Below are 20308 nucleotides of genomic sequence, written 5' to 3' on the forward strand. Positions count from 1 at the left end.
GAGGCTGGGGCGTCCAAAATGGTGGGAGCTGTCGGCGTCCAGCGGTGCCGGACCGGCGTTGCGGAATTATTGCAGGGGCTTAAGAAGATGCGTGTGGGCGTGCGAGCAACAGGACGTAGGACGGAACCGAGGCTGCGGGGTAGGACCGAGGCGGGCCGCGTCGCATGGGGCGGCTGGCTGTCGGTGCTCGTCCTGGCCGCCGTGGCCGGCGGGGTCTTCGGCGTGGCGACCGGCCGGATCCCGTGGCCGGATGCGTGGAACCCGTGGTCGCCTTTGCAGGTGGAAGCGCCGCCGAACCTGTTGACGCGGCTGAAGCTGCAGCGGCTGTCTGGCGAGCCGGCGCTGTGCCTGGCGACGCTCGACACCGCCGGTTTCGCCTTCTCGCCGCTGCCCGACGGCGAAGCGGGCCCCGATTGCCCGCTGCGCAACACCGTGCGGCTGGCCCGCACGCAGGTGCCGCTGGGCGGCAGTCTGGTGATGAGCTGCCCGGCCGCGGTGTCGCTGGCGCTGTGGGAGCGGCACGTGGTGCAGCCGGCGGCGCTGCGGCACTTCGGTGCGGCGCTGTCGCGGATCGACCAGGTCGGGAGCCTGGCGTGCCGCAACGTCTACGGACAGGCCGAAGGGCGGCGCAGCCGGCATGCCACGGCGGACGCGATCGACATCACCGGGTTCCGGTTCGCGGACGGGCGGCGGGTGCGGGTGGTGTCGGACTGGCGGGCGCCGGCGGAGGTGGCAACTACCGGTTCCGCGGCCGCAAATGCACAGCCGGCGGGAACAGATGCGCCCGCTGCCCTGTTCCTGGCGGAGGTGCAGCGCGGCGCGTGCGGGTTCTTCGACGGGGTGCTGGGGCCGGGATACAACGCCGCGCACCGGGACCACTTCCATCTGGACCGGGGTCCGTACCGGGTCTGCCGCTAAAGCAGGTCCAGCAAGCGCCGGGCATTCGTCTGCCCCTGGTCCCGGTGGTTGGTGTTCACCACCACATGCACCCGCTCCACCTCCGCCTCCAGGTTCCGCAACGCCGGCACCATCGCTCCCAGCTCCGCATCGGAGTATTCGTACCGGAAACGCCCCGACGACGCCCCCCCGGCCCGGCCGTTCCAGGCCGCCGCATTGCGCCCGTGCAGGCGCACCACCGCCAATGCCGGGCATGTCGCGCTCCACACCGCCGGGACGCAGTTCTCGAACGCCCCGACCGGGCCGTCCACCACCACGTGCGCCGCGCCCAGTGCCCGCAGCAGGGCCAGGGTGCGTGCCCCCTGGCCATCGGCGAACCAGCTCCGGTGCCGGAACTCCACTGCCGCCGGGCCGCCGGCCATCCGGTCCACGCAGTGCTCCACCAGCGCCTCGCCCGCCGCACCGGCGCGCACCCACGGCGCGAACTGGAACAGAACCGCGCCCAGCCGGCCGGCCGCGTGCAGGGGCTGCAGCGCGGTGCGGAACCGGTGCCACAACTCGTCGCGCACCGGGTGCGGCAGTTCGCCGTAAACGAAAGGCCGGTGCTCGTCCGTGCCCAGCGCGTCCGCCACCACCGCGCGCAGATCGGGCGGCAGCGCCTCGGCCGTCGCGGTATGGCCGGTGAAGAGGCGGTGCGCCTTCACGTCGAAGCTGAAGTGCGGCGGCGTGCGCGCCACCCAGCGGTCGGCGTTCGCGGCGGAGGGCAGGGCGTAGTAGCTGGAGCTGACTTCGACCAGCGGAAACCGGGTGGCGTAGAAGCGCAGCCGGGCCTCGGGCGTGCGGACCTCCGGCGGATAGAACCTGCCGCAGGCGATCAGCGTGGGATCGGTCCAGGAGGCGGTGCCGACGAGCAGGGGCATGGCGGTGGGTTCGCTGCGGACAACACGGTCCGCGGCGGGTAATGTCTGGATGAATATACAGTAGCGGATTCCGCCCACCACCGCCATGCCCACCCTTCCGACCGACGCCGCCACCGCCGCCTTCGCCGCCCTCAACGACCGCCAGCGCGAGGCCGTCTGGCACGGGCTGGTGCCGGGCGGGCCGGCCACGCCCGCGGGGCCGATGCTGGTGATCGCCGGCGCGGGCTCGGGCAAGACGACGACGCTGGCGCACCGCGTCGCCAACCTGGTGCTGCACGGGGCCGATCCGCAGCGCATCCTGCTGCTGACCTTCTCGCGCCGCGCGGCGGCCGAGATGGAGCGCCGCGTCGGCAACGTGCTGGCGCGGGTGCTGGCCCTGCCGGCGACGACCGCACCGCCCACGCTGCCCTGGTCGGGCACCTTCCACGGCATCGGTGCCCGGCTGCTGCGCGAGTACGCCGCGCAGGCCGGGCTGGACGAGAGCTTCACCATCCACGACAGGGGCGACGCCGAGGACCTGATGGGCATCGTGCGGCACGACCTGGGCCTGACCGGCACCGAGAAGCGCTTTCCGCTGAAGGGCACCTGCCTGTCGATCTACTCGCGCTGCGTCAACACCTGCGAGCCGCTGGCCGAGGTGCTGAAGACCGCGTTCCCGTGGTGCGCCGAGTGGGAGGTGCAGCTCAAGCGCCTGTTCGGCGCCTACGTGGAGGCCAAGCAACGGCAGAACACGGTCGACTACGACGACCTGCTGCTCTTCTGGCGCGACATGGCCGAGGACCCGGCCCTCGGCCCGGTGATCGGCGCACGCTTCGACCATGTGCTGGTCGACGAATACCAGGACACCAACCGGCTGCAGGCCGCGGTCCTGCTGGGCCTGAAGCCCGACGGCCGCGGGCTTGCGGTGGTCGGCGACGACGCGCAGTCGATCTACTCGTTCCGTGGCGCCACGGTGCGCAACATCCTCGACTTCCCGGCGCTGTTCGAGCCGCCGGCGCGCATCGTCACGCTGGACCGCAACTACCGCTCGGTGCAGCCGATCCTCGACGTTTCCAACGCGGTGATCGCCCGCGCGCCCGAGCGCCATGCCAAGCAGCTCTGGACCGACCGCGCCGGCACCCGGCGCGGCCAGGTGGTGGTGGTGCCCGACGAGGCGCAGCAGGCACGCTGGGTGGCCGAGAAGGCCCTGGCGCTGCGGGAGGGCGGGCTGCGGCTCACTTCGCAGGCGGTGCTGTTCCGCACCTCCAGCCACAGCGCCGGGCTGGAGCTGGAGCTGGTCCGGCGCAACATCCCCTTCGTGAAGTTCGGCGGGCTGAAATTCCTGGAGGCCGCGCATGTGAAGGACCTGCTGGCCGTGCTGCGCTTCGTGCAGAACCCGCGCAGCCGGCTGGCGGGCTTCCGGGTGCTGCAGCTGCTGCCCGGCCTGGGCCCGGCCACCGCCGCCCGGCTGCTCGACGCGATGGACACCGCCGCCGAGCCGGGCGCCGCGCTGGCCGCCTTCGTGCCCAACGCCGCGCTGGCCGGCGACTGGGCACCCTTCGCCACGCTGTACGCCGCGCTGCGCGATCCGCTGCAGTCGGCCTGGCCCGGCGACCTGGAACGCGCGCTGGCCTGGTATGCGCCGCACCTGGAGCGGCTGCACGAGGACGCGGCGGTGCGCCGCGCCGACCTGGAGCAGCTGGTGCGCCTGGGCGCCGGGCATTCCTCGCGCGAGCGCTTCCTGGCCGAGCTGACGCTGGACCCGCCCGAGTCCACCAGCGACCGCTCCGGCGTGCCGCTGCTGGACGAGGACTACCTCGTCCTCTCCACCATCCACTCGGCCAAGGGGCAGGAGTGGACATCGGTCTCGGTCCTCAACGTGGTCGACGGCTGCATCCCGTCGGACATGGCCACCGGCAGCAGCGCCGAGATCGAGGAAGAGCGCCGCCTCCTCTACGTGGCGATGACCCGCGCCCGCGACCACCTGCACCTGGTGGTGCCGCACCGCTTCTACGTCACCCAGCAGGCCGCGCGCGGCGACCGGCACATGTACGCCGCGCGCTCCCGCTTCATCGACGAGCGTGCGCTGCTGGATTTCGACCAGGTCTTCTGGCCGCCGCCGGATGCGGCCGCCCCGGGCGGCGGGGTGCCCCAGCGCATGGCCGTCGGCGTGCGGGAACGGGCGCGCGATGCCTGGAAATAGCGCGGTGGAGCCGGACGACCGCGTTTTCGCCCTGCGCCTCGACCCGCACGGCTGGACGGTGGAGGCGCCCGCCGCCCTCACGCTGGCCGAGGCCGCCGCCTTCGCCGGCATCGAGCTGCCCACCTCGTGCCGCAACGGCACCTGCCGCGCCTGCCTGTGCCATATGCCGCAAGGCAGCGTGCGCTATGCGATCCCGTGGCCCGGCGTGAGCCTGGACGAGAAGCGCGACGGCTGGGTATTGCCCTGCGTGGCGCATCCGGCGGCCGACGTGGTGCTGACCGTACCGCGTGCGCAGCAGGTGCTGCCGCCGGTCGACAACACGCGCTGACAACCGGGCCCCAGGGGGCATGGGAAGATCCGCACCCTTTCAACCTTTCCGGGACAACGCGCTATGAAGACGACGATCGTGACGACGGTCTTGGCCGCTGCCGTCCTGCTGCTGGCCGGCGCCGCGCGGGCCGAATCCATCGGCGAGGTGGACACCGTGTTCAAGTTCATCGGCCCCGACCACAAGATCGTCGTCGACGCCTACGACGACCCGAAGGTGCAGGGCGTGACCTGTTATGTCTCCCGCGCCAAGACCGGCGGCGTCAAGGGTGCGCTGGGCCTGGCCGAAGACAAGGCCGAAGCCTCGATCGCCTGCCGCCAGGTCGGCCCGATCAGCTTCGTCGGCAAGCCGCTGGAACGGCAGGAAGAAGTGTTCACCGAGCGCATCTCGTTCGTGTTCAAGAAGCTGCGGGTGGTGCGCATGGTGGACCAGAAGCGCAGCACGCTGGTCTACCTGACCTACTCCGACCGGGTGATCGAGGGATCTCCGCAGAACGGGGTGACGGCGGTGCCGGTCGGCTCGGCCATCCCGGTGAAGTAGAGCTCTCCCCCAGGCTGCGCGCTCCGCGTCTTCGCCTACCCCCTTCCGGGGGCAACACCGGTGGACCGGCGGAGCCGGATCCACGGTGTTTCTGGGAGATCGCGGCGCTGGGTTGGCAGGCTGCCTGGTTTTTGTCGTCTTTGATTTTTTATCGCACCATGACCATCGTCGCCAGCGCTATCGAAGCTTTACCCATCCCGGCCAGCCTTCTCGGGGAATCACCCCTGTGGCATCCGCGCGAGCAGGTGCTGTACTGGTGCGACATTCCGGGCCGCGCGCTCAACCGCTGGGACCCGGTGGCTGCGCGCCACGACGCGTGGGAGTTCGAGACCGACGTGGCCTGCTGCGCGGCGCGGGAGGCCGGCGGCCTGCTGCTGGCGCTGCGCACCGGCGTCGTCGCGTTCGATCCGGCGACCGGGCAGCGCACGCCGCGGGCCGATGCGCCCTACGACCCTTCGACCGAGCGCTTCAACGACGGCAAGACCGATCCGCAGGGCCGCTTCTGGGCCGGCACCATCTACGAGCCGCGCGATCCGCCCGACGCGGCGCTCTACCGCCTCGACGGCGACCGGATGACGCGGATGCAGGACGGCATCACCAACAGCAACGGCCTGGCCTGGAGCCCCGACGGACGCACGATGTACTGGGCCGACACCCGTGGCCACCGGGTGCAGGCGCTCGACTTCGACGGCGCTACGGGCGGCGTGTCGAACCGCCGCACCTTCGTTCAGTTTCCGTTGAAGCAGGACGGGCAGGACCTGGCCGTCTACGGTGGCCGGCCCGACGGCGGCGCAGTCGATGCCGAAGGATGTTATTGGGCTGCGATGTTCGAGGGCGCCCGGCTGGTGCGTATCTCGCCGCAGGGCGAGACCGTCGGCACGCTGGCCCTGCCGGTGCGCTGCCCCACCATGGCCTGCTTCGGCGGGCCGGACCTGCGCACGCTCTACATCACCACCAGCCGCGAGAAACGGCCGGCCGACGAGCTGGCGCGCGAGCCGTGGGCGGGCAAGGTGCTGACGGTACGGGTGGACGTACCGGGGCTTCCGGCGGTACTCGCGCGCGACTGAGGCGTCTTCAGCCGCCGAGTGCGCGGTTGAGCGACGGCTGCACGATCTCGATCCAGTAGCCGTCGGGATCGGTGATGAAGGCGACGTCCTTCATCCTGCCCTGCTCGGGCCGCTTCTTGAACGGCACCTGCTGCGCGTCGAACCACTGCACCGCGGCCTGCAGGTCGGGCACCGAAAAGCAGAGGTGGCCGAAGCCCTGGGGCTGCGCGTTGCCGTCGTGGTAGCGGAAATCCGGATCGTCCTCGGTTCCCCAGTTGTGCGTCAGTTCCAGCACGCCGCGCTGCGAGAAGGTGTACTCGGTACGGTCGGCCACATCGTCGGGCGCACCGGGGCCGGTGCCGTCGGCATGGGCCAGGAAGTACAGCGAGAACTTCATCTCGGGAAAGTCGAGCTTGCGCAGCAACCGCATGCCCATCGTGCCGGTGTAGAAGGCCAGCGCCACCGCCGGGTCCTTCACCCGCAGCATGGTGTGGTTGAAGACGAAGCCGCGGGCGGCGGCGGGCGATTCGGCGGCGACGCCGGGGTACGTTTCGGTGCGGAAGGTCATGGCAGGCGGGGTGCGTTCAGGGGGATCGGCCATGATGCCGCAGCCCCGGCCACGCGGGCGTAACCGGTCGCAGAAGGGCGCGCTGCCGGGAGCGGGGAAAATACCCGCTGCCAGGCGCTGTATTGCCTCCCCGTTTCCCGTGTCCGCCGTGTCCCGTCGCGGCGCACCGCCGCTTCCCCCAAGAAAGAATTCCCGCATGGCCATCCAATGGTTTCCCGGTCACATGCACCTGACCCGCAAGGCGATCACCGAGCGGGTCAAGGACATCGACGTGGTGATCGAACTGCTCGACGCCCGCATGCCCGGCTCCAGCGCCAACCCGCTGCTGGCCGAACTGACCGCCGGCCGCCCGGCGCTGAAGGTGCTCAACAAGCAGGACGTGGCCGACCCCGCCCGCACCACGCAGTGGCTGGCCCACTACAACGCCCGGTCGGACACCCGCGCCATCGCCCTCGACGCCAGCCAGCCGATGCCCGCCAAGCAGATCGTGAGCGCCTGCCACGCCCTGGCCCCGCTGCGCGGCGGCATGGCCAAGCCGATGCGGGTGCTGATCTGCGGCGTGCCCAACGTCGGCAAATCGACGCTGCTCAACACCCTCACCGGATCCCGCAAGGCCAAGACGGGCGACGAGGCCGGCATCACGAAGCTGGAGCAGCGCATCGTGCTGGCCGACGACTTCTATCTGTGGGACACGCCCGGCATGCTGTGGCCGCGCATCTCGGTCGTGCAGAGCGGCTTCAATCTGGCCGCGGGCGGCGCGGTGGGCCGCAACGCCTACGACGAGGAGGAGGTGGCGCTGGAGTTTCTCAACTACACCAAGCAGCCCTATGCCGCCCTGCTGCAGGCCCGCTACAAGCTGCCCGGCAGCGCGGCCGACATCGCCGGCATGAAGGACGAAGAGGTGCTGGAGAGCATCGGCAAACAGCGCGGCGCCCTGCGCGGCAAGGGCCGGATCGACCTGCAGAAAGCCGCCGAGATCGTGATCCACGATTTCCGCAGCGCCATCCTGGGCCGCATCACGCTGGAGACGCCCGAGGAGTTCACCGCCTGGTGGGCCGAAGGCGAGCGGCAGGAGGCGGCGCGGCAAGCGAAGAAGGATGCGCGCAAGGGCGGCAAGAAGGGCGCGGCGCAGGACGAAGACATGTCGGCGTCCTGAGCAGGTCCGCAGGCGCCGGCACCTGCGGTCGTGTACCGCTCAGCGCTCGAACGGCGTGCCCTTGTGTTTGACTGTCCAGCCGTAGTTGGTCGAGATGCCGTTGCTCGCATCGCCCACAGCCGAGCTGACCGAGAAGCCGATGATCGGCAGGCCCGCACCCGCCCCCGGCGTGTTGAAGCGCAACCAGCCCTCCTGGAACGAAGTGAAGGGGTACAAGAGGTGCGCCGCGTTTGACTTGAGTACCGAGACGGGCGGGCCGCTGTTGATCGCGTAGACGCTCGTGCTGCCGCACAAAGCTGTCCAACCCGGTCGTGGAACACCACCGATGAAGGCGCCCTGGTCGGGGGCATAGCTCCGGCCTGTCCGGTCATACCCCAGAAAGGCCGAGACGTTCTGTTCGTACTTGGAGCACGCGCGGTTCTGGGCGGCGACCGTGATGGGCTTGTTGTAGAAACCGTTCGTCGTCGGGATGACCAGTTTGTCGGCGTCCGAGATGGCCGCGTAATCCAGCCCGACGAAGTAGCGTTTCATCGGCTCGGTCACCACGAAATCGGTCATGGACGCGATCGCCTGCAGCGTGGAGGTCTGGTTGCTGAAACTGGTGACCGCCATCACTTCCGCCGTGTGCGTAGCCTGTGCGAACGGTGTCGCGGCGGTGGTCGCGGCAAGGTAGGGCGTGGAAAGATCGGGAAAGTGCTACTGCCGCGCATCCATGCGGGCCTGGGTCAGCAACGGGTCTGCTGTCAGCAAGCGGGCTTTTCCGACCTCTACCGTATCGGCTGTCTGCGGCGAAACCACCAGACGGCCCCGGCCGCGCTTTCCCTGACCGGTCACGGCCCGGAGTGATGTGGCTTCAACACTCCAGGCGACAAACGCGCTGCGGGTGTTGATGATGAAAGCATAGGCCGACAGGCCGCCGGAGGGCGTATCCAGTCCCTTGGACGCGGCGTCGGCTTCGTTCAGCACATCGTTGGCGAGCACGCCCAGCTCTGCAGATCCGCACGTCGGAACGCCGTTGCCCGCCTCTCGGGACGCGGTGAACAGCGGATTGGCCTGCCCGGCCCGTCCGCTCGCATTGAGGGTCGGCGGTATGTCTGCAGCATTGATGACTTCGACGAACCCCTCGCGCGTCCACGCGTCGCGTCCCGCCTCTGTGAACGAAGAGGTAACCGGCGGCAGCTCGTTGGTGACGAAAGGCGTTCCATCGCCTAGCCGAGACACGTAGGGAGCGGTGCACGACGTATCTGCCGTGCGCATCCGGGCCTTGCCGTCGGAGTCCTGGCTGATGTTGGCAGTCCACGCATCGCCGGGCCCCAGGAACAGCGTGAAGTCGTACACCGTGTCGCCGTTGCCCATGCTGCGGAAGCGCACCTTGACCACCTTGCCGTTCACCACGTCCTCGTTGGTGACCGCCAACAGGGTCTGGTTGCCGGCGTTGGTGGAGTAGTACGGAATCAGCTGGATGTGGCCGATGCCCTGCGGCTCCACCACCATCCGCTCCGCCGTCGTACGACTCAACGTGTCGGGCCCGGCGCCGGAGCCTTCGATCGCGACGCCGGCATGGGCGCCGAAAGCGGCGAGGGCGCAGACCGCAGCGGCGGCGATGGGACGAAGAGAGGTCATGGCATGTCCGAAGGTTGGAGAAGGGCCGCGCTGTCGTGGGCCGCGGCCAGGCTGCCTGGATATTACCCGGGCGTCTGTTTTTGCCTCGACGCCTCGCAACTCGCCAGTGGATCTGTCGACAGTCTGTCTTTTGCTATAAAAATAGTAGCTGATGGTCGGCGTGCAGTGCCGGCTACAGCCAGTTTTTACTTGAAAAGTCAGTCGTCATTGCCTTGCCGGGCAGGCTTGCGTACCCACCCGAACCATACGATCACCAGCACCGGGATCGCCAGCGCGACGGACGACACCGTGTCGCCCCAGCCGTCGTAGACCAGCGCGGCCAGCAGGCCGAAGATCGACAGCAGGCCCATCGCGACGGGCCAGCCCCACAGCGCCAGGGCCTGGGCACGCCGCTCGCGGGCGTGGATGTTGGAGTGCGAATGGCTCATCGTTTTTTCAACCAGAGGTACAGGCCCGAGCCCAGCACGACGATGGTGGCGATGTCGAGCAGCGCCCACAGGATCTGCAGCGGCAGGCCGCCGTAGTCGCCGAAGTGCAGCGGCTGCGACACCAGCAGCGCGGTGCCGTACCAGGGCAGCGGACGGCTGTCGGTGACCTTGCCGGTCTGCGCGTCGACCAGCACCGGCTGCAGCAGCCGCGAGGTGATCGGCGTGTTGCCTTTCATGAACACCGCGTAGTGGTGCGGGCTGGAGAAGTTGCTGCCGGGGAACGCGACGAAGCGCAGCTTCATGTCGGGCAGCAGGGCCTCGGCCGCATCGACCGCCTGCTGCAGCGGCGCCAGGTTCGTCGCCGGCGGCAGGCCCTTGTAGGGCGCGACCATCTGCGCCATCTGGTCGTTCTGCCAGTACTTGAAGATCAGGTCGGCCCAGGTGTTGATCATGCCGGTGCCGCCCACCACGAAGGCCCACACCAGCGTCACCACGCCCAGCAGGTTGTGCAGGTCGAGCCACTTTGTGCGGGCCTTGCGGTCGCGCCGCACGGTGCCGAACTCCAGCTTGCGCATGAAGGGCGCGTACAGCACCACGCCCGAGACGATCGCCACCAGCAGCAGCAGGCCCATGAAGCCGAGGAACAGCTTGCCCGGCAGGCCGGCGAACAGGTCGACGTGCAGCTTGAACATGACGTACATGAAGCCCTCGTCGAACGGCGGGTGCGCCAGCTCGCGGCCGGTGCGGGTGTCGAACATCAGGCTGGTGAAGCCGTCGGTGGCGTCGGCCGTGGTGTTGAGCGTGACGAAGGCCATGCGGTCGTCGTCCTCGTCCGGGCCGTAGAACTGCATCACCTTGCCGGGATGCATTTCCTTGGCGCGGGCGATGGTGGTGTCGACGCTCACCCGCGGGGTGTCGGCGGCCATCGCGGGCGGCTCGACCTCGGTGCCCAGCAGGTGGCCGATCTCGTGGTGGAAGATCAGCGGCAGGCCGGTCAGGCACAGCAGCAGCATGAAGGTGGTGCTGACCAGGCTGGACCACTTGTGCACCCAGGTCCATTTGCGGATGGCCGCCGAGCTGAGGTAGCGGTGCGGCGCGCGCGCCTGCGGCACTGCGGTGCCGTCTGGAATGATGGTCGTCGTCGTCGTGGGGAGGGTCTGCATGGTGGGGCTCGGGTGGCGCGTCAGAACCGGTAGGTGGCGCTGGCGACGACGGTGCGGCGCGAGCCGAACCAGCAGTCGCCGCGGGAGAGACAGGTGCTGAAGAAGCGCTTGTCGGCGAGATTGTTGATGTTGAGCGCCAGGCGCCACTGCGCGGTGTCGTAGGCCAGCACGGCATCGGCCAGGGTGACCCCGGGAATGCGCGGGCCGGTGCCGCTGGACGTGTCGCGGAAGTCGCCCATCAGCCGCAGGCCCGCGCCCACCGAGAAGCCGCCCTGGCCGCCGAGCGCGAACCGGTACTTGCTCCACACCGAGGCCTGGTGGCTCGGCAGGCCTTCGAGCTGCCGGTCGAGGTCGATGTAGTTGTAGTGGGCGATCACGTCGAGCGCCGCCGTGACCGCGCCGCGGGCTTCGAGCTCGACGCCGCGGTTGCGGGTCTTGCCCAGCTGGCTGACGACGTTGGGCAGCGGCGACGCATTGCGGTTCTTTTCCTTGAGGTCGTAGACCGCGGCGTTGAAGGCCATCGCGCCGCCGGCAGGTTCGTATTTCACGCCGGCCTCCCACTGTTCGCCGCGCAGCGGCCGCAACTGCAGGCCGGCGGAGGTGGGCGCCTGCGGGGTGAAGGATTCGCTGTAGCTCACATAGGGCGACCAGCCGGCGGGCAGCGCGTACATGACGCCCAGGCGCTTCGAGTTGGCGCTGTCCTTGCGGGCATCGGAGCCGACGCTGCGGTCGTCAACCTGGTCGTGGCGCAGGCCGGCCACCACGATCCAAGGGCCCAGCTTCATCTGGTCCTGCAGGTAGAGGCCGGCCTGGCGCATGGTGTTGCGCGGCGCGGCGGTCAGGGCCGGCACGACGCCGGGCGTGGACACGGGCCGGTAGGCGTCGACCAAGGGGAGGGAGCCGCCGAGGTCGACCGAGGCATCGGAGCCGGTCGCCGACCGCGTCTTGAACCGCGCGAAATCCACCCCGGCCAGCAGCTGGTGCTGCACCGCGCCGGTGGAGAGCCGGCCTTCGATGTGCTGGTCGGCGTTGACGGTGTCGGTGCGCCGCTGCTCGTGGTAGTAGAAGCGGCCGAGCAGCCGTTGCCCGACCGGGTCCGCGGCCCAGCCGCCGGGCAGCGAGAACGAGTCGCCGTAGGCGCTCAGGTAGCTCACCTCGTTGCGCGCGAAGCGCACGTTCTGGCGGACGCTCCACCGGTCGTTGAACCGGTGCTCCGCGAGGTAACCCAGCGTGCGGCGCTCGGTGTCGTAATGGTCGCCCGGCTGGCCGATGAAGGCGCCGGCCGACAAGGCTCCGTTGGGGTTGGGCAGCAAGGTTCCCGACCACGGGAAGAACTGCGAACTGGAGCCGGTCTTGTCCTTCTGGTAGAGGCCCTGGAAGGTCACGCTGGTCATGCCGTTGGGCCGCCAGGTCAGCGAGGGTGCGACCAGGGTGCGGTCGTCGGGCACCTGCTGCGTCTGCGTGTCCGCGTTGCGGCCCACCGCCACCAGCCGGTAGAGCCACTGGCCGTCGGCGGTCAGCGGCCCGGTCAGGTCGGCCTGGATCTGCTTGCGGCCGAAGTTGCCGATCTGCACGCCCACCTCGCCCTGGCGCTCGGCCTGCGGGCGCTTGCTGACTAGGTTGACTACGCCCGCCGTGCTGCCCTGTCCGAACAGCATCGCCGAGGGGCCGCGCAGCACCTCGATGCGCTCCAGCGTGTACGGATCGGTCCGGCCGTTGCCGGTGTAGTAGCTGTTGGTCTTGCGCAGGCCGTCGAGAAACTCCGACGGGTCAGCACCGCGGATGCGCACGCTGTCGGTGCGGCTGTCGAATCCGTAGGCGTCGGAGCGCACGCCGGCGGCGTAGTTGAGCGCGTCCTGCACGTTCGTCGCACCCTGGTCCACGATCTGGTCGCGCGTCACCACCGTCACCGACTGCGGCGTCTCCGCCAGCGGCGTGTCGGTCTTGGTGGCGGTCGCCGAGCGCTTGGCGCGGTAGCCGTTGACCGGGCCGGTGGCGGTTTCGGCGGCGGCGTCGGAGCGCACTTCCACTTCCTTGAGGGTGGACGCTCCGGTGGCCGTCTGGGCCTGCGCGGCGAAGGGGGCGTACAGGCCGGCGCCCAGGACCAGGATCGCCCGGTGGAGGGGGTGGGCACGGTGCGGGGAAAGGGGCATGGCAGCGTCCGGGAATTTAATACGAGGAATTCGCATTATCTTTTATGAACGCAAGCTGAACCGGAAAAGCCCTGTTGCGCACATCGGACGGCGGTGCCCCGGGGCTGGCATGCCCCCGGATGGAATGGTCTTGACGCTCAGCCCGCCGCCACTGCCCGGCGCACGAACGACTGCTCCAGCACCGGCGTACCCCACTGCGCGCCGGGCGTCTCGGTCGCCAGCACGAAGCCGTGCCGTTCGTAGAGATGCCGCGCCGCGTCCAGCCCGCGGAAGGTCCAGAGATGCGTTTCCGAAAAGCCGCCGCGGTCGCAGAAATCGACCGCCTGCCGCAGCAGGGCACGGCCCACGCCGCCGCCGCGCACCCCGTCGCCCACGATGAACCAGCGCAGGTGCGCCCGGCCGTCGCCCAGGTCTTCGCCGTCGATCGCGACCGAGCCAACGATGCGGCCCGCCTGCACCGCCGTCCAGACCTGGTTGCGGCCGGAAGGCAGGCGACCGGCGAATTCGGCCAGGCCCGCGGCCACCCGGCTCTCGAACACCGCGCCGAAGCCCGCGTGCCGGGCGTAGAAGACCGCATGCATCTCGGCGATGCGGCCCAGCACCCCCGGCCGGTAGCCCGCCACCACGTCGACGGCCGGTGCTGCGTCCGGCGTGGCGGGCACCGGTGCCTGGCGCCGCCGGGCCAGTGCGGCGCTGTAGAGCGCGAGGCCGGTGCGCACCGCCTCCTGTTCGGCCGGCTGGAGGTTTGCCAGGGCCGAGCTGACCTGGTGGCGGCCGTAGGCCTCTATCGCGGCGCGGCTCTTGCGGCCCTTGCGGGTGAGCGACAGGTCCTTGATGCGGGCGTCGGCCGGGCGTGCCGCTTCTTCCAGCTCGCCGGCATCGACCAGCTTGCGCAGCATGCGGCTGACGCTGGATTTCTCCAGGCCCAGGAACGCGGTGACGTCGCTGGCGGTCATCGACTGGCGGGCGCCGATCTCCATCAGGGCATGCACCGCGGACGGTGGGTAGTCGGTCGCGGCCAGGGTACCGTGCAGGAAGCCCAGCTCGCGCACCATCTGCCGCGACGAGGCGCGGATGCCGTCGATGAAGCCGTGGTCCGGTGCGTGCGCGAGGTCGGGAGGTGTATTCATGGTTGTATTTTGCAACCATTTGGCGATGGCCTTCGCGACCGTTCGTCGCCGACCGCGGGCGGCCGAACGACTCCGCGCGTCGACCGTACGCCGACCTCGTGCGCCCGTTCGTGCGGCCTGGGGCAGATCCGTCAAGCGTCCGTGCCCGCCACCCCGGCCGGCGCCTGCGCATGCCGCCGGTGGTTGCAGGCCGCATGGCTGATGGCCAGGTTTTCCTGGTGGCCGCTGCCGCCTTCGGCGCGGGGGTGGATGTGCTCGAGCGTCGCGTCCTCCAGTGTGACGTGTTCGCCGCAGACCCAGCACGGCACCCGGCCGTGGAGTTGGCGGGCGACGGTGCGGTAGATCTTCAGGCGGATCAGGGACAGCTGGCTCATGCGGCAAAAGGCGATGGATGCGGCGGAACGCGGAGCGCGGACGATAACCGCCGTAGCCCTGCCGATGCCGCCGGCCCGTCACGTAGGCGGTCGGACGGCACGGCGGTCAGAGGTCGACCTTGACCGTGGCCTTCACCGTGCGCGGTGCGCCGGTGGCCAGCCGGGTGCCGCCGGCGGCCCAGTAGCGCTTGTCGGCGGCGTTGTCGACGTTGAGCTGCAGGCTGGCGCGTTTGCCGAACAGCACGGTGGCGTAGCGCACGCCGGCCGCGAAGACCGTGGTGCCGCCGAGGAAGGCCTGGTTCAGGTCGTTGACCGGCCGGCGGCCGGTGAAATACGCGCCGCCGTTGAGCGACAGCCCCGGCACCGCGGCGACGTCGTAGGCGAGGAACGCGCTGGCGGTCTTTTTGGCGGTGTTCTCGGGCATCCTGCCGTCGTAGGCGGCGCCGATGTTCTGGAACCGGGCCTCGATCAGCTGGACCGATGTCTGCCACGCCAGCTGCCGGGTCAGCCGGCCCTGCGCCGACGCCTCCACGCCCCGGTAGCGCTGCTGGCCGTCCGCGGTGAAGATGTTGCGGGCGTTGGTGTAGTAGCCGGGCCGGTCGATGTCGAACACCGCTGCCGACAGCAGCGTGCCGCCGGCGCGCCAGCGCAGGCCCAGTTCCTTCTGCTTGCTCACGCCGGGTGCCAGCCGCTCGCCGACGTTGGCCGACCCGGTGGGCGCCGGCTCGCCTTCCTCGAGCCCCTGCGAATAGGAGGCGTAGACCGACAGGTCGGGCAGCGGTTTGTAGATCAGCGAGGCCAGCGGCGTTGTCTTGGTCGCCGCATAGTGGTTGGCGCCCTGGTCGCTGGTGTAGTCGGTGGTGCGCAGGCCGGCGATCAGCTGCCACTGCGGGGTGAACGCGATGCGGTCCACCGCGTAGAGGCCCGTCTCCAGTGTCTCGAGCCCGGCGGTGGTCGGTGCCGTGGGCACCGCGCCGAACGTGACGGTGGTGAGCGGGATCGGGTTGTACAGGTTCTGCGCGGCGCTGTAGGTGCGCTGGAAGATCGGGTCCTGCGTCTTGTCGGTGCGGGCCGCGCCGAGCGTCAGTTCGTGGGTGACGCCGCCGGTGGCGAAGCTGCCGAACAGCTCTGCGCGCAGCATGTCCGAGCCCGCCACCAGCCGCTGCTGGTTGCCGTTGACCGTGCCCGCGCCGGTCGCGGGGTTGGTCAGGCGAAAGATCGGCAGGCGGCGGTCGCGTGCCACTTCGGACCGCCCGGCCTCCACCGTCAGCGCCCACCGGTCGCCGAGCGCATAGTCGGCGCGCAGCTGCGCGTTGGTGGTCTCGGCGTCGAACACCGCCCAGGCCGGACCGAGCAGGTTGCGCGGGTCCGGCACCCGCGGGATGGCGATCACCCCGCCCACCGCCGTCGGCAGGGCGATGCCCGCCTGCTCGGTGACCTTCTTGCGGTCGTACTCCAGGTCGGCCCGCAGCGACAGGCGGCTGTCGACGCGCCAGTCGAAGGCGGCCGACAGGAAGCGCCGGCTGCCGTCGTCCACGCCGCGCAGCGGCGTGCCCAGAGACCCGCCCGCGGCGTTGATGCGCAGCCCGTACTGCTGCCGGTCGCCGAACGTCCGGCCCACGTCCACCGTGCCCAGCACCGTGCCGTGGTCGTCGACCACCGCGCCCACGGTGGCGTTGGGCGTGGGCCCCGCGCGCTTGGTCACGAAATTGACCACGCCCGCCGGCGAGGTGAAGCCGTAGTAGAGCGCCGAGGCGCCCTTCAGCACCTCGACCCGCTCCTTGTCCTCCAGCGGCACCTGCGAGAAGTTCATGATCGGCAGCGAGCCGTTGAGCCGGTAGTTGGTGCGGTTCTCGACCGCGATGCCGCGGATCACCAGCTGGTCCCAGGTGTCGCCGCCGTTCTGCTGCCGGGTCACGCCGGCGGTGTTGCGCAGCGCGTCGTAGAGGCCGGCGGCGGCCTGCTGGTCGAGCACCTCGCGGGTCACCACGTTGACGGTGGCGGGCACGTCCATGACCGAGGCGCCGCGAAAGGTGCCGGCCTCGACCGTGTTGGCGACGAAGCCGTCGGCGCGCCGGTCCTGCACGGTGACGGTGCCGAGCGATGTGGCGGGCGGGGTGCCCGGGGCGTCGGCGGCCTGGGCGCAGGCTGCGCCGGCGCATGCGACGGCGGCGCTGCCGGCGAGTGCGGAAAGCGTGAATTTCATGGTGAAGCGCAGAGAGGGCGCGACCGCCGGACGGCGTCGCGGGCACCGGCGCGGCGTCCGGCGCGCCGATTCTAGTTGTTTCTCATTTGCATTCAGCCATGCGCCACGAACCCGTACCGCAGCGCCGGCAGGCGCCGCGGTCCCCCCGGTCAGCCGGCGGGCGCTGCCGCCGTGCCCATGCCGGGCAGCGCCCGCGGCTGGCCCATCTCGTCGATCGCCACGTAGGTGAGCGTCGCCTCGGTCACCTTGAAGTAGCGGCCCTGGTCGATGAAGCGCTCGGCAAATACCTCGACCTGCACCGTGACCGAGGTGCGGCCGATGCGCACCAGCGAGCCGTAGAACGACAGGATGTCGCCCACCCGCACCGGCTGCTTGAAGATGAATTCCTTCACCGCCACCGTCGCCATGCGGCCCTTGGCATGGCGCGTGGGGATCACCGAGCCCGCCAGGTCGACCTGGGCCATCACCCAGCCGCCGAAGATGTCGCCGTTGGCGTTGCAGTCCGACGGCTGCGGGATCACCTTCAGTACCAGTTCCTTGTCGGTGGGCAAAGGAAGGCCGTGGGGGCTGCGGAGGTCGGTCATGGGCACAATTCCGGGTAGAACAAAAACACAACTCGGTATTTTCCCTCACCCCATGCGACGTTACGGCGAAACCGCCCCTTCCTCCCCGCACGCCGGCCCGCCCGCCGTCGCCGCTTCCGCCTCGCCTCCGGGTGCCGCACCGCCGCAGGCCGCCGCCAACGCCGCCGGCCCACGGCGGGGCGACTGGGCCACGCTCAGCCGGCTGTTCCCCTATCTCTGGCAATACAAGTGGCGGGTGCTGGCGGCGCTGACGTTCATGGTCTGTGCCAAGGGCGCCAACGTGGGCGTGCCGCTGCTGCTGAAGACCCTGGTCGACCGGATGACGCCCGCGGGCGGCGCCACCGGCGCGCAGGTGGCGCTGGTGGTGCCGGCGGCGCTGCTGCTGGGCTACGGGCTGCTGCGGCTGTCCACCTCGCTCTTCACCGAGTTGCGCGAGCTGGTCTTCGCCAAGGCGACCGAGGGCGCCTCGCGCAGCATCTCGCTGCAGGTGTTCCGGCACCTGCATGCGCTCAGCCTGCGCTTCCACCTGGAGCGCCAGACCGGCGGCATGACGCGTGACATCGAGCGCGGCACCCGCGGCGTCAATTCGCTCATCTCGTATTCGCTCTACAGCATCATCCCGACGCTGATCGAGGTGGCGCTGGTGCTGTCGATCCTCGCGGTGAAGTTCGACGTGTGGTTCGCCGTCATCACCGGCATCGCGCTGTCGGTCTACATCGCCTTCACCGTCACCGTGACCGAATGGCGCACCCGGTTCCGGCGCGAGATGAACGAGCTGGATTCGTCGGCCCACAGCCGCGCGATCGACTCGCTGCTCAACTACGAGACGGTCAAGTACTTCAACAACGAGGACTACGAGGCGCAGCGCTACGACGAGCGGCTCGAGCGCTACCGCCGCGCGGCGGTCAAGAGCCAGACCACGCTGAGCCTGCTCAACGGCGGCCAGCAGGCGATCATCGCCATCGGGTTGGTGGCGATGCTCTGGCGGGCGACGCAGGGCGTGGCCGACGGCCGCATGACGCTGGGCGACCTGGTCATGGTCAACGCCTTCATGATCCAGCTCTACATCCCGCTGGGCTTCCTGGGCGTGATCTACCGCGAGATCAAGCAGAGTCTCACCGACCTCGACAAGATGTTCACCCTGATGGAGCGCGAGCGCGAGATCGCCGACGCGCCCGGGGCCCTGCCGCTGGCGGTGCCCGCCGCCGGCGCCGCGGTGCGCTTCGACGACGTGCGCTTCGCCTACGACCCGTCGCGGCCGATCCTGCACGGGGTGACGTTCGAGATCCCGGCCGGCAGGACGGTGGCGGTGGTCGGCCCCTCGGGCGCCGGCAAGTCGACGCTGGCCCGGCTGCTGTTCCGCTTCTACGACGTCGATACGCCGGCCGCGGCGGGCGGCATCTCCATCGCGGGGCAGGACATCCGCGGCGTGACCCAGGCCAGCCTGCGCCAGGCGATCGGCATCGTGCCGCAGGACACGGTGCTGTTCAACGACAGCATCGGCTACAACATCGGCTACGGCCGCACCGGCGCCACCCCGCAGGAGATCGAGGCGGCGGCGCGCGCCGCCCGCATCCACGACTTCATCCAGGCGCTGCCGGAGGGCTACGACACGCCGGTCGGCGAGCGCGGGCTCAAGCTCTCGGGCGGCGAGAAGCAGCGCGTGGCCATCGCCCGCACCCTGCTGAAGAACCCGCCGGTGCTGATCTTCGACGAGGCCACCTCGGCCCTCGATTCGGCCAACGAGCGGGCGATCCAGTCGGAGCTGCAGGCGGTCGCCGTCGGCAAGACGACGCTCGTCATCGCCCACCGGCTCTCCACCGTGGCCGATGCGCACGAGATCCTGGTGATGGAGGCCGGCCGCATCGTCGAGCGCGGCACCCATGCCGCGCTGCTGGCCGCCGCCGGCCGGTACGCCCAGATGTGGCGGCTGCAGCAGAGCGAAAGCCCCGATGCCGATGCGCCGGAAGCGGCTGCCGCCGAGCGCCCGATTTTCAAGTAGAAAGTGCCTGTAGCCGGCGTGTGACGACGGCCTCTAGCTATCAATTCAGGAGTGAGCGACATGACCGAGAAGACGACCCTGCTGGTGACCATCGCCCTGTCGGATGCGCACCGCGCCCAGGTGGCCGAGCGCTACGACACGCTGTATGCGCCCACCGCCGCCGAGCGCGCCGCCGCCATCGCCGCCCACGGCAATCGCATCCGCGCGGTGCTGACCAACGGCACAGTGGGCCTGGACGCGGCCGAGATCGAGGCGCTGCCGGTGCTGGAGCTGGTCTGCGCGATGGGCGCGGGCCACGAGAACATCGACTCGGCCGCGGCGCGCGCCCGCGGCATCGCGCTGGCCAACGGCGCGGGCACCAACGACGACTGCGTGGCCGACCATGCCTTCGGCCTGCTGATCGCCGCGGTGCGCGGCATCGTAGAGCTCGACCGGTACACCCGCGCGGGCGGCTGGCGCGACGGCCTGGCGTTCCCGCCCAACGTGTCGGGCAAGCGCCTGGGCATCGTCGGCCTGGGCACCATCGGCCGCAAGATCGGCCGTCGCGCGGAGGGCTTCGACATGGCCGTGGGCTACCACAACCGCCGCCCGGTGGAGGGCAGCGCGTACTCGTATTTCGACTCGGTGCGGGCGCTGGCCGAATGGGCCGACTTCCTCGTCGTCGCCACGCCCGGCGGCCCGGCCACGCGGCACCTGGTGAATGCCGAGGTGCTGGCCGCGCTGGGCCCGCGCGGCGTGCTGGTCAACATCGCCCGCGGCAGCGTGGTCGATACCGCCGCGCTCGCCGCGGCGCTGCAGTCCGGTGCCCTGGCCGGCGCGGGCCTCGACGTGTACGAGAGCGAGCCGCATCCGCCCGCGTCGCTGGTCGGCCTCGATACCCTGGTGATCACGCCGCACGTGGCCGGCTGGTCGCCCGAGGCGGTCCAGCAGTCGCTCGACCAGTTCCTGCGGAACGCCGACGGCCATTTCGCCGGGCGGGGCGTGGTCGCGCCGATCTGAGCGGCCGAC

General features: G+C 70.2%; 19 protein-coding genes. 8 read left to right on the forward strand and 11 right to left on the reverse strand.

The window, feature by feature from the left end; translation table 11 throughout:
• The first annotated feature begins 18 nt into the window (after nucleotides 1-18).
• On the forward strand, nucleotides 19-918 hold the full coding sequence (locus ASE76_RS18900; RefSeq protein WP_236698532.1) for an extensin family protein: 900 nt from the start codon (nucleotides 19-21) through the stop codon (nucleotides 916-918).
• Here ASE76_RS18900 and ASE76_RS18905 read toward each other — a convergent pair.
• Complete coding sequence (locus ASE76_RS18905; protein WP_055843209.1) at nucleotides 915-1817, reverse strand: DUF72 domain-containing protein; 903 nt, start codon at nucleotides 1815-1817, stop codon at nucleotides 915-917. The genes ASE76_RS18900 and ASE76_RS18905 overlap by 4 nt on opposite strands.
• Before the next feature lie 85 nt (nucleotides 1818-1902).
• On the opposite strand from ASE76_RS18905, the gene ASE76_RS18910 reads away from it, so the two are divergent.
• The 4 genes from ASE76_RS18910 (at nucleotide 1903) to ASE76_RS18925 (ending at nucleotide 5934) form a co-directional block, all read left to right on the forward strand.
• On the forward strand, nucleotides 1903-3999 hold the full coding sequence (locus ASE76_RS18910; protein ID WP_055843211.1) for an ATP-dependent helicase: 2097 nt from the start codon (nucleotides 1903-1905) through the stop codon (nucleotides 3997-3999).
• A complete protein-coding gene (locus ASE76_RS18915) occupies nucleotides 3986-4327 on the forward strand; it encodes a 2Fe-2S iron-sulfur cluster-binding protein (RefSeq protein WP_055843213.1) in 342 nt (113 codons plus the stop codon). The genes ASE76_RS18910 and ASE76_RS18915 overlap by 14 nt, the downstream gene beginning before the upstream one ends.
• A 63-nt stretch (nucleotides 4328-4390) precedes the next feature.
• Nucleotides 4391-4867, forward strand: coding sequence for a CreA family protein (locus ASE76_RS18920; protein WP_055843215.1), 477 nt, complete (start codon nucleotides 4391-4393; stop codon nucleotides 4865-4867).
• A 158-nt stretch (nucleotides 4868-5025) separates the two neighbouring features.
• The gene (locus ASE76_RS18925; protein WP_055843217.1) at nucleotides 5026-5934 is read left to right on the forward strand and encodes an SMP-30/gluconolactonase/LRE family protein; all 909 of its coding nucleotides are present in this window, start codon (nucleotides 5026-5028) and stop codon (nucleotides 5932-5934) included.
• Between the two features lie 7 nt (nucleotides 5935-5941).
• Here ASE76_RS18925 and gloA read toward each other — a convergent pair whose 3' ends face one another.
• Nucleotides 5942-6481 (reverse strand): lactoylglutathione lyase, encoded by a 540-nt coding sequence (gene gloA, locus ASE76_RS18930; protein ID WP_055843219.1) that lies wholly within the window; start codon nucleotides 6479-6481, stop codon nucleotides 5942-5944.
• A 196-nt stretch (nucleotides 6482-6677) separates the two neighbouring features.
• Between gloA and ylqF the strand changes: the two genes are divergently transcribed.
• Entirely contained in the window at nucleotides 6678-7637 is a 960-nt protein-coding gene (gene ylqF, locus ASE76_RS18935) for a ribosome biogenesis GTPase YlqF (RefSeq protein WP_055843221.1), read from the forward strand.
• Nucleotides 7638-7676: 39 nt separating this feature from the next.
• On the opposite strand, the gene ASE76_RS18940 is transcribed toward ylqF, so the two are convergent.
• The 9 genes from ASE76_RS18940 to ASE76_RS18980 all read right to left on the reverse strand — a co-directional run bounded on the left by ASE76_RS18940 (nucleotide 7677) and on the right by ASE76_RS18980 (nucleotide 17298).
• Entirely contained in the window at nucleotides 7677-8249 is a 573-nt protein-coding gene (locus ASE76_RS18940; RefSeq protein WP_055843223.1) for a hypothetical protein, read from the reverse strand.
• Between the two features lie 84 nt (nucleotides 8250-8333).
• A complete protein-coding gene (locus tag ASE76_RS18945) occupies nucleotides 8334-9260 on the reverse strand; it encodes a hypothetical protein (RefSeq protein ID WP_055843225.1) in 927 nt (308 codons plus the stop codon).
• Nucleotides 9261-9457: 197 nt separating this feature from the next.
• On the reverse strand, nucleotides 9458-9688 hold the full coding sequence (locus tag ASE76_RS18950) for a hypothetical protein (RefSeq protein ID WP_055843227.1): 231 nt from the start codon (nucleotides 9686-9688) through the stop codon (nucleotides 9458-9460).
• Entirely contained in the window at nucleotides 9685-10851 is a 1167-nt protein-coding gene (locus tag ASE76_RS18955) for a PepSY domain-containing protein (protein ID WP_082448740.1), read from the reverse strand. Before ASE76_RS18955 ends, ASE76_RS18950 begins: the two co-directional genes overlap by 4 nt.
• A 20-nt stretch (nucleotides 10852-10871) precedes the next feature.
• Nucleotides 10872-13004 (reverse strand): TonB-dependent siderophore receptor, encoded by a 2133-nt coding sequence (locus ASE76_RS18960; protein WP_082448741.1) that lies wholly within the window; start codon nucleotides 13002-13004, stop codon nucleotides 10872-10874.
• Nucleotides 13005-13141: 137 nt separating this feature from the next.
• Complete coding sequence (locus ASE76_RS18965) at nucleotides 13142-14134, reverse strand: helix-turn-helix domain-containing GNAT family N-acetyltransferase (RefSeq protein ID WP_055843229.1); 993 nt, start codon at nucleotides 14132-14134, stop codon at nucleotides 13142-13144.
• Nucleotides 14135-14265: 131 nt separating this feature from the next.
• Nucleotides 14266-14508: an HNH endonuclease gene (locus tag ASE76_RS18970; RefSeq protein ID WP_055843231.1), complete on the reverse strand. Its 243-nt coding sequence runs from the start codon at nucleotides 14506-14508 to the stop codon at nucleotides 14266-14268.
• A gap of 106 nt (nucleotides 14509-14614) precedes the next feature.
• Nucleotides 14615-16714 carry a TonB-dependent siderophore receptor gene (locus ASE76_RS18975; protein WP_055843234.1) on the reverse strand — a complete coding sequence of 700 codons (2100 nt, stop codon included), beginning with the start codon at nucleotides 16712-16714 and terminating at the stop codon, nucleotides 14615-14617.
• A 149-nt stretch (nucleotides 16715-16863) separates the two neighbouring features.
• On the reverse strand, nucleotides 16864-17298 hold the full coding sequence (locus tag ASE76_RS18980) for an acyl-CoA thioesterase (protein WP_055843236.1): 435 nt from the start codon (nucleotides 17296-17298) through the stop codon (nucleotides 16864-16866).
• A gap of 52 nt (nucleotides 17299-17350) precedes the next feature.
• Between ASE76_RS18980 and ASE76_RS18985 the strand changes: the two genes are divergently transcribed.
• Both ASE76_RS18985 and ASE76_RS18990 read left to right on the forward strand, forming a co-directional pair.
• Entirely contained in the window at nucleotides 17351-19300 is a 1950-nt protein-coding gene (locus ASE76_RS18985; protein ID WP_055843238.1) for an ABC transporter ATP-binding protein/permease, read from the forward strand.
• Between the two features lie 60 nt (nucleotides 19301-19360).
• The gene (locus tag ASE76_RS18990) at nucleotides 19361-20299 is read left to right on the forward strand and encodes a 2-hydroxyacid dehydrogenase (RefSeq protein WP_055843240.1); all 939 of its coding nucleotides are present in this window, start codon (nucleotides 19361-19363) and stop codon (nucleotides 20297-20299) included.
• Nucleotides 20300-20308: the final 9 nt, after the last annotated feature.

The organism is Xylophilus sp. Leaf220, assembly GCF_001421705.1.
Taxonomy (GTDB): Bacteria; Pseudomonadota; Gammaproteobacteria; order Burkholderiales; family Burkholderiaceae_C; genus Xylophilus.

Bases quoted from the DNA above. Each gene is read 5' to 3' on its own strand.
- ASE76_RS18900 (WP_236698532.1), top strand. From the start codon at position 19: ATGGTGGGAGCTGTCGGCGTCCAGCGGTGCCGGACCGGCGTTGCGGAA.
- ASE76_RS18945 (WP_055843225.1), bottom strand. From the start codon at position 9,260: ATGACCTCTCTTCGTCCCATCGCCGCCGCTGCGGTCTGCGCCCTCGCC.
- ASE76_RS18960 (WP_082448741.1), bottom strand. From the start codon at position 13,004: ATGCCCCTTTCCCCGCACCGTGCCCACCCCCTCCACCGGGCGATCCTG.
- gloA (WP_055843219.1), bottom strand. From the start codon at position 6,481: ATGACCTTCCGCACCGAAACGTACCCCGGCGTCGCCGCCGAATCGCCC.
- ASE76_RS18915 (WP_055843213.1), top strand. From the start codon at position 3,986: ATGCCTGGAAATAGCGCGGTGGAGCCGGACGACCGCGTTTTCGCCCTG.
- ASE76_RS18965 (WP_055843229.1), bottom strand. From the start codon at position 14,134: ATGAATACACCTCCCGACCTCGCGCACGCACCGGACCACGGCTTCATC.
- ASE76_RS18985 (WP_055843238.1), top strand. From the start codon at position 17,351: ATGCGACGTTACGGCGAAACCGCCCCTTCCTCCCCGCACGCCGGCCCG.
- ASE76_RS18920 (WP_055843215.1), top strand. From the start codon at position 4,391: ATGAAGACGACGATCGTGACGACGGTCTTGGCCGCTGCCGTCCTGCTG.
- ASE76_RS18980 (WP_055843236.1), bottom strand. From the start codon at position 17,298: ATGACCGACCTCCGCAGCCCCCACGGCCTTCCTTTGCCCACCGACAAG.
- ASE76_RS18955 (WP_082448740.1), bottom strand. From the start codon at position 10,851: ATGCAGACCCTCCCCACGACGACGACGACCATCATTCCAGACGGCACC.
- ASE76_RS18970 (WP_055843231.1), bottom strand. From the start codon at position 14,508: ATGAGCCAGCTGTCCCTGATCCGCCTGAAGATCTACCGCACCGTCGCC.
- ASE76_RS18905 (WP_055843209.1), bottom strand. From the start codon at position 1,817: ATGCCCCTGCTCGTCGGCACCGCCTCCTGGACCGATCCCACGCTGATC.
- ASE76_RS18925 (WP_055843217.1), top strand. From the start codon at position 5,026: ATGACCATCGTCGCCAGCGCTATCGAAGCTTTACCCATCCCGGCCAGC.
- ASE76_RS18950 (WP_055843227.1), bottom strand. From the start codon at position 9,688: ATGAGCCATTCGCACTCCAACATCCACGCCCGCGAGCGGCGTGCCCAG.
- ASE76_RS18910 (WP_055843211.1), top strand. From the start codon at position 1,903: ATGCCCACCCTTCCGACCGACGCCGCCACCGCCGCCTTCGCCGCCCTC.
- ASE76_RS18990 (WP_055843240.1), top strand. From the start codon at position 19,361: ATGACCGAGAAGACGACCCTGCTGGTGACCATCGCCCTGTCGGATGCG.
- ASE76_RS18975 (WP_055843234.1), bottom strand. From the start codon at position 16,714: ATGAAATTCACGCTTTCCGCACTCGCCGGCAGCGCCGCCGTCGCATGC.
- ASE76_RS18940 (WP_055843223.1), bottom strand. From the start codon at position 8,249: ATGGCGGTCACCAGTTTCAGCAACCAGACCTCCACGCTGCAGGCGATC.
- ylqF (WP_055843221.1), top strand. From the start codon at position 6,678: ATGGCCATCCAATGGTTTCCCGGTCACATGCACCTGACCCGCAAGGCG.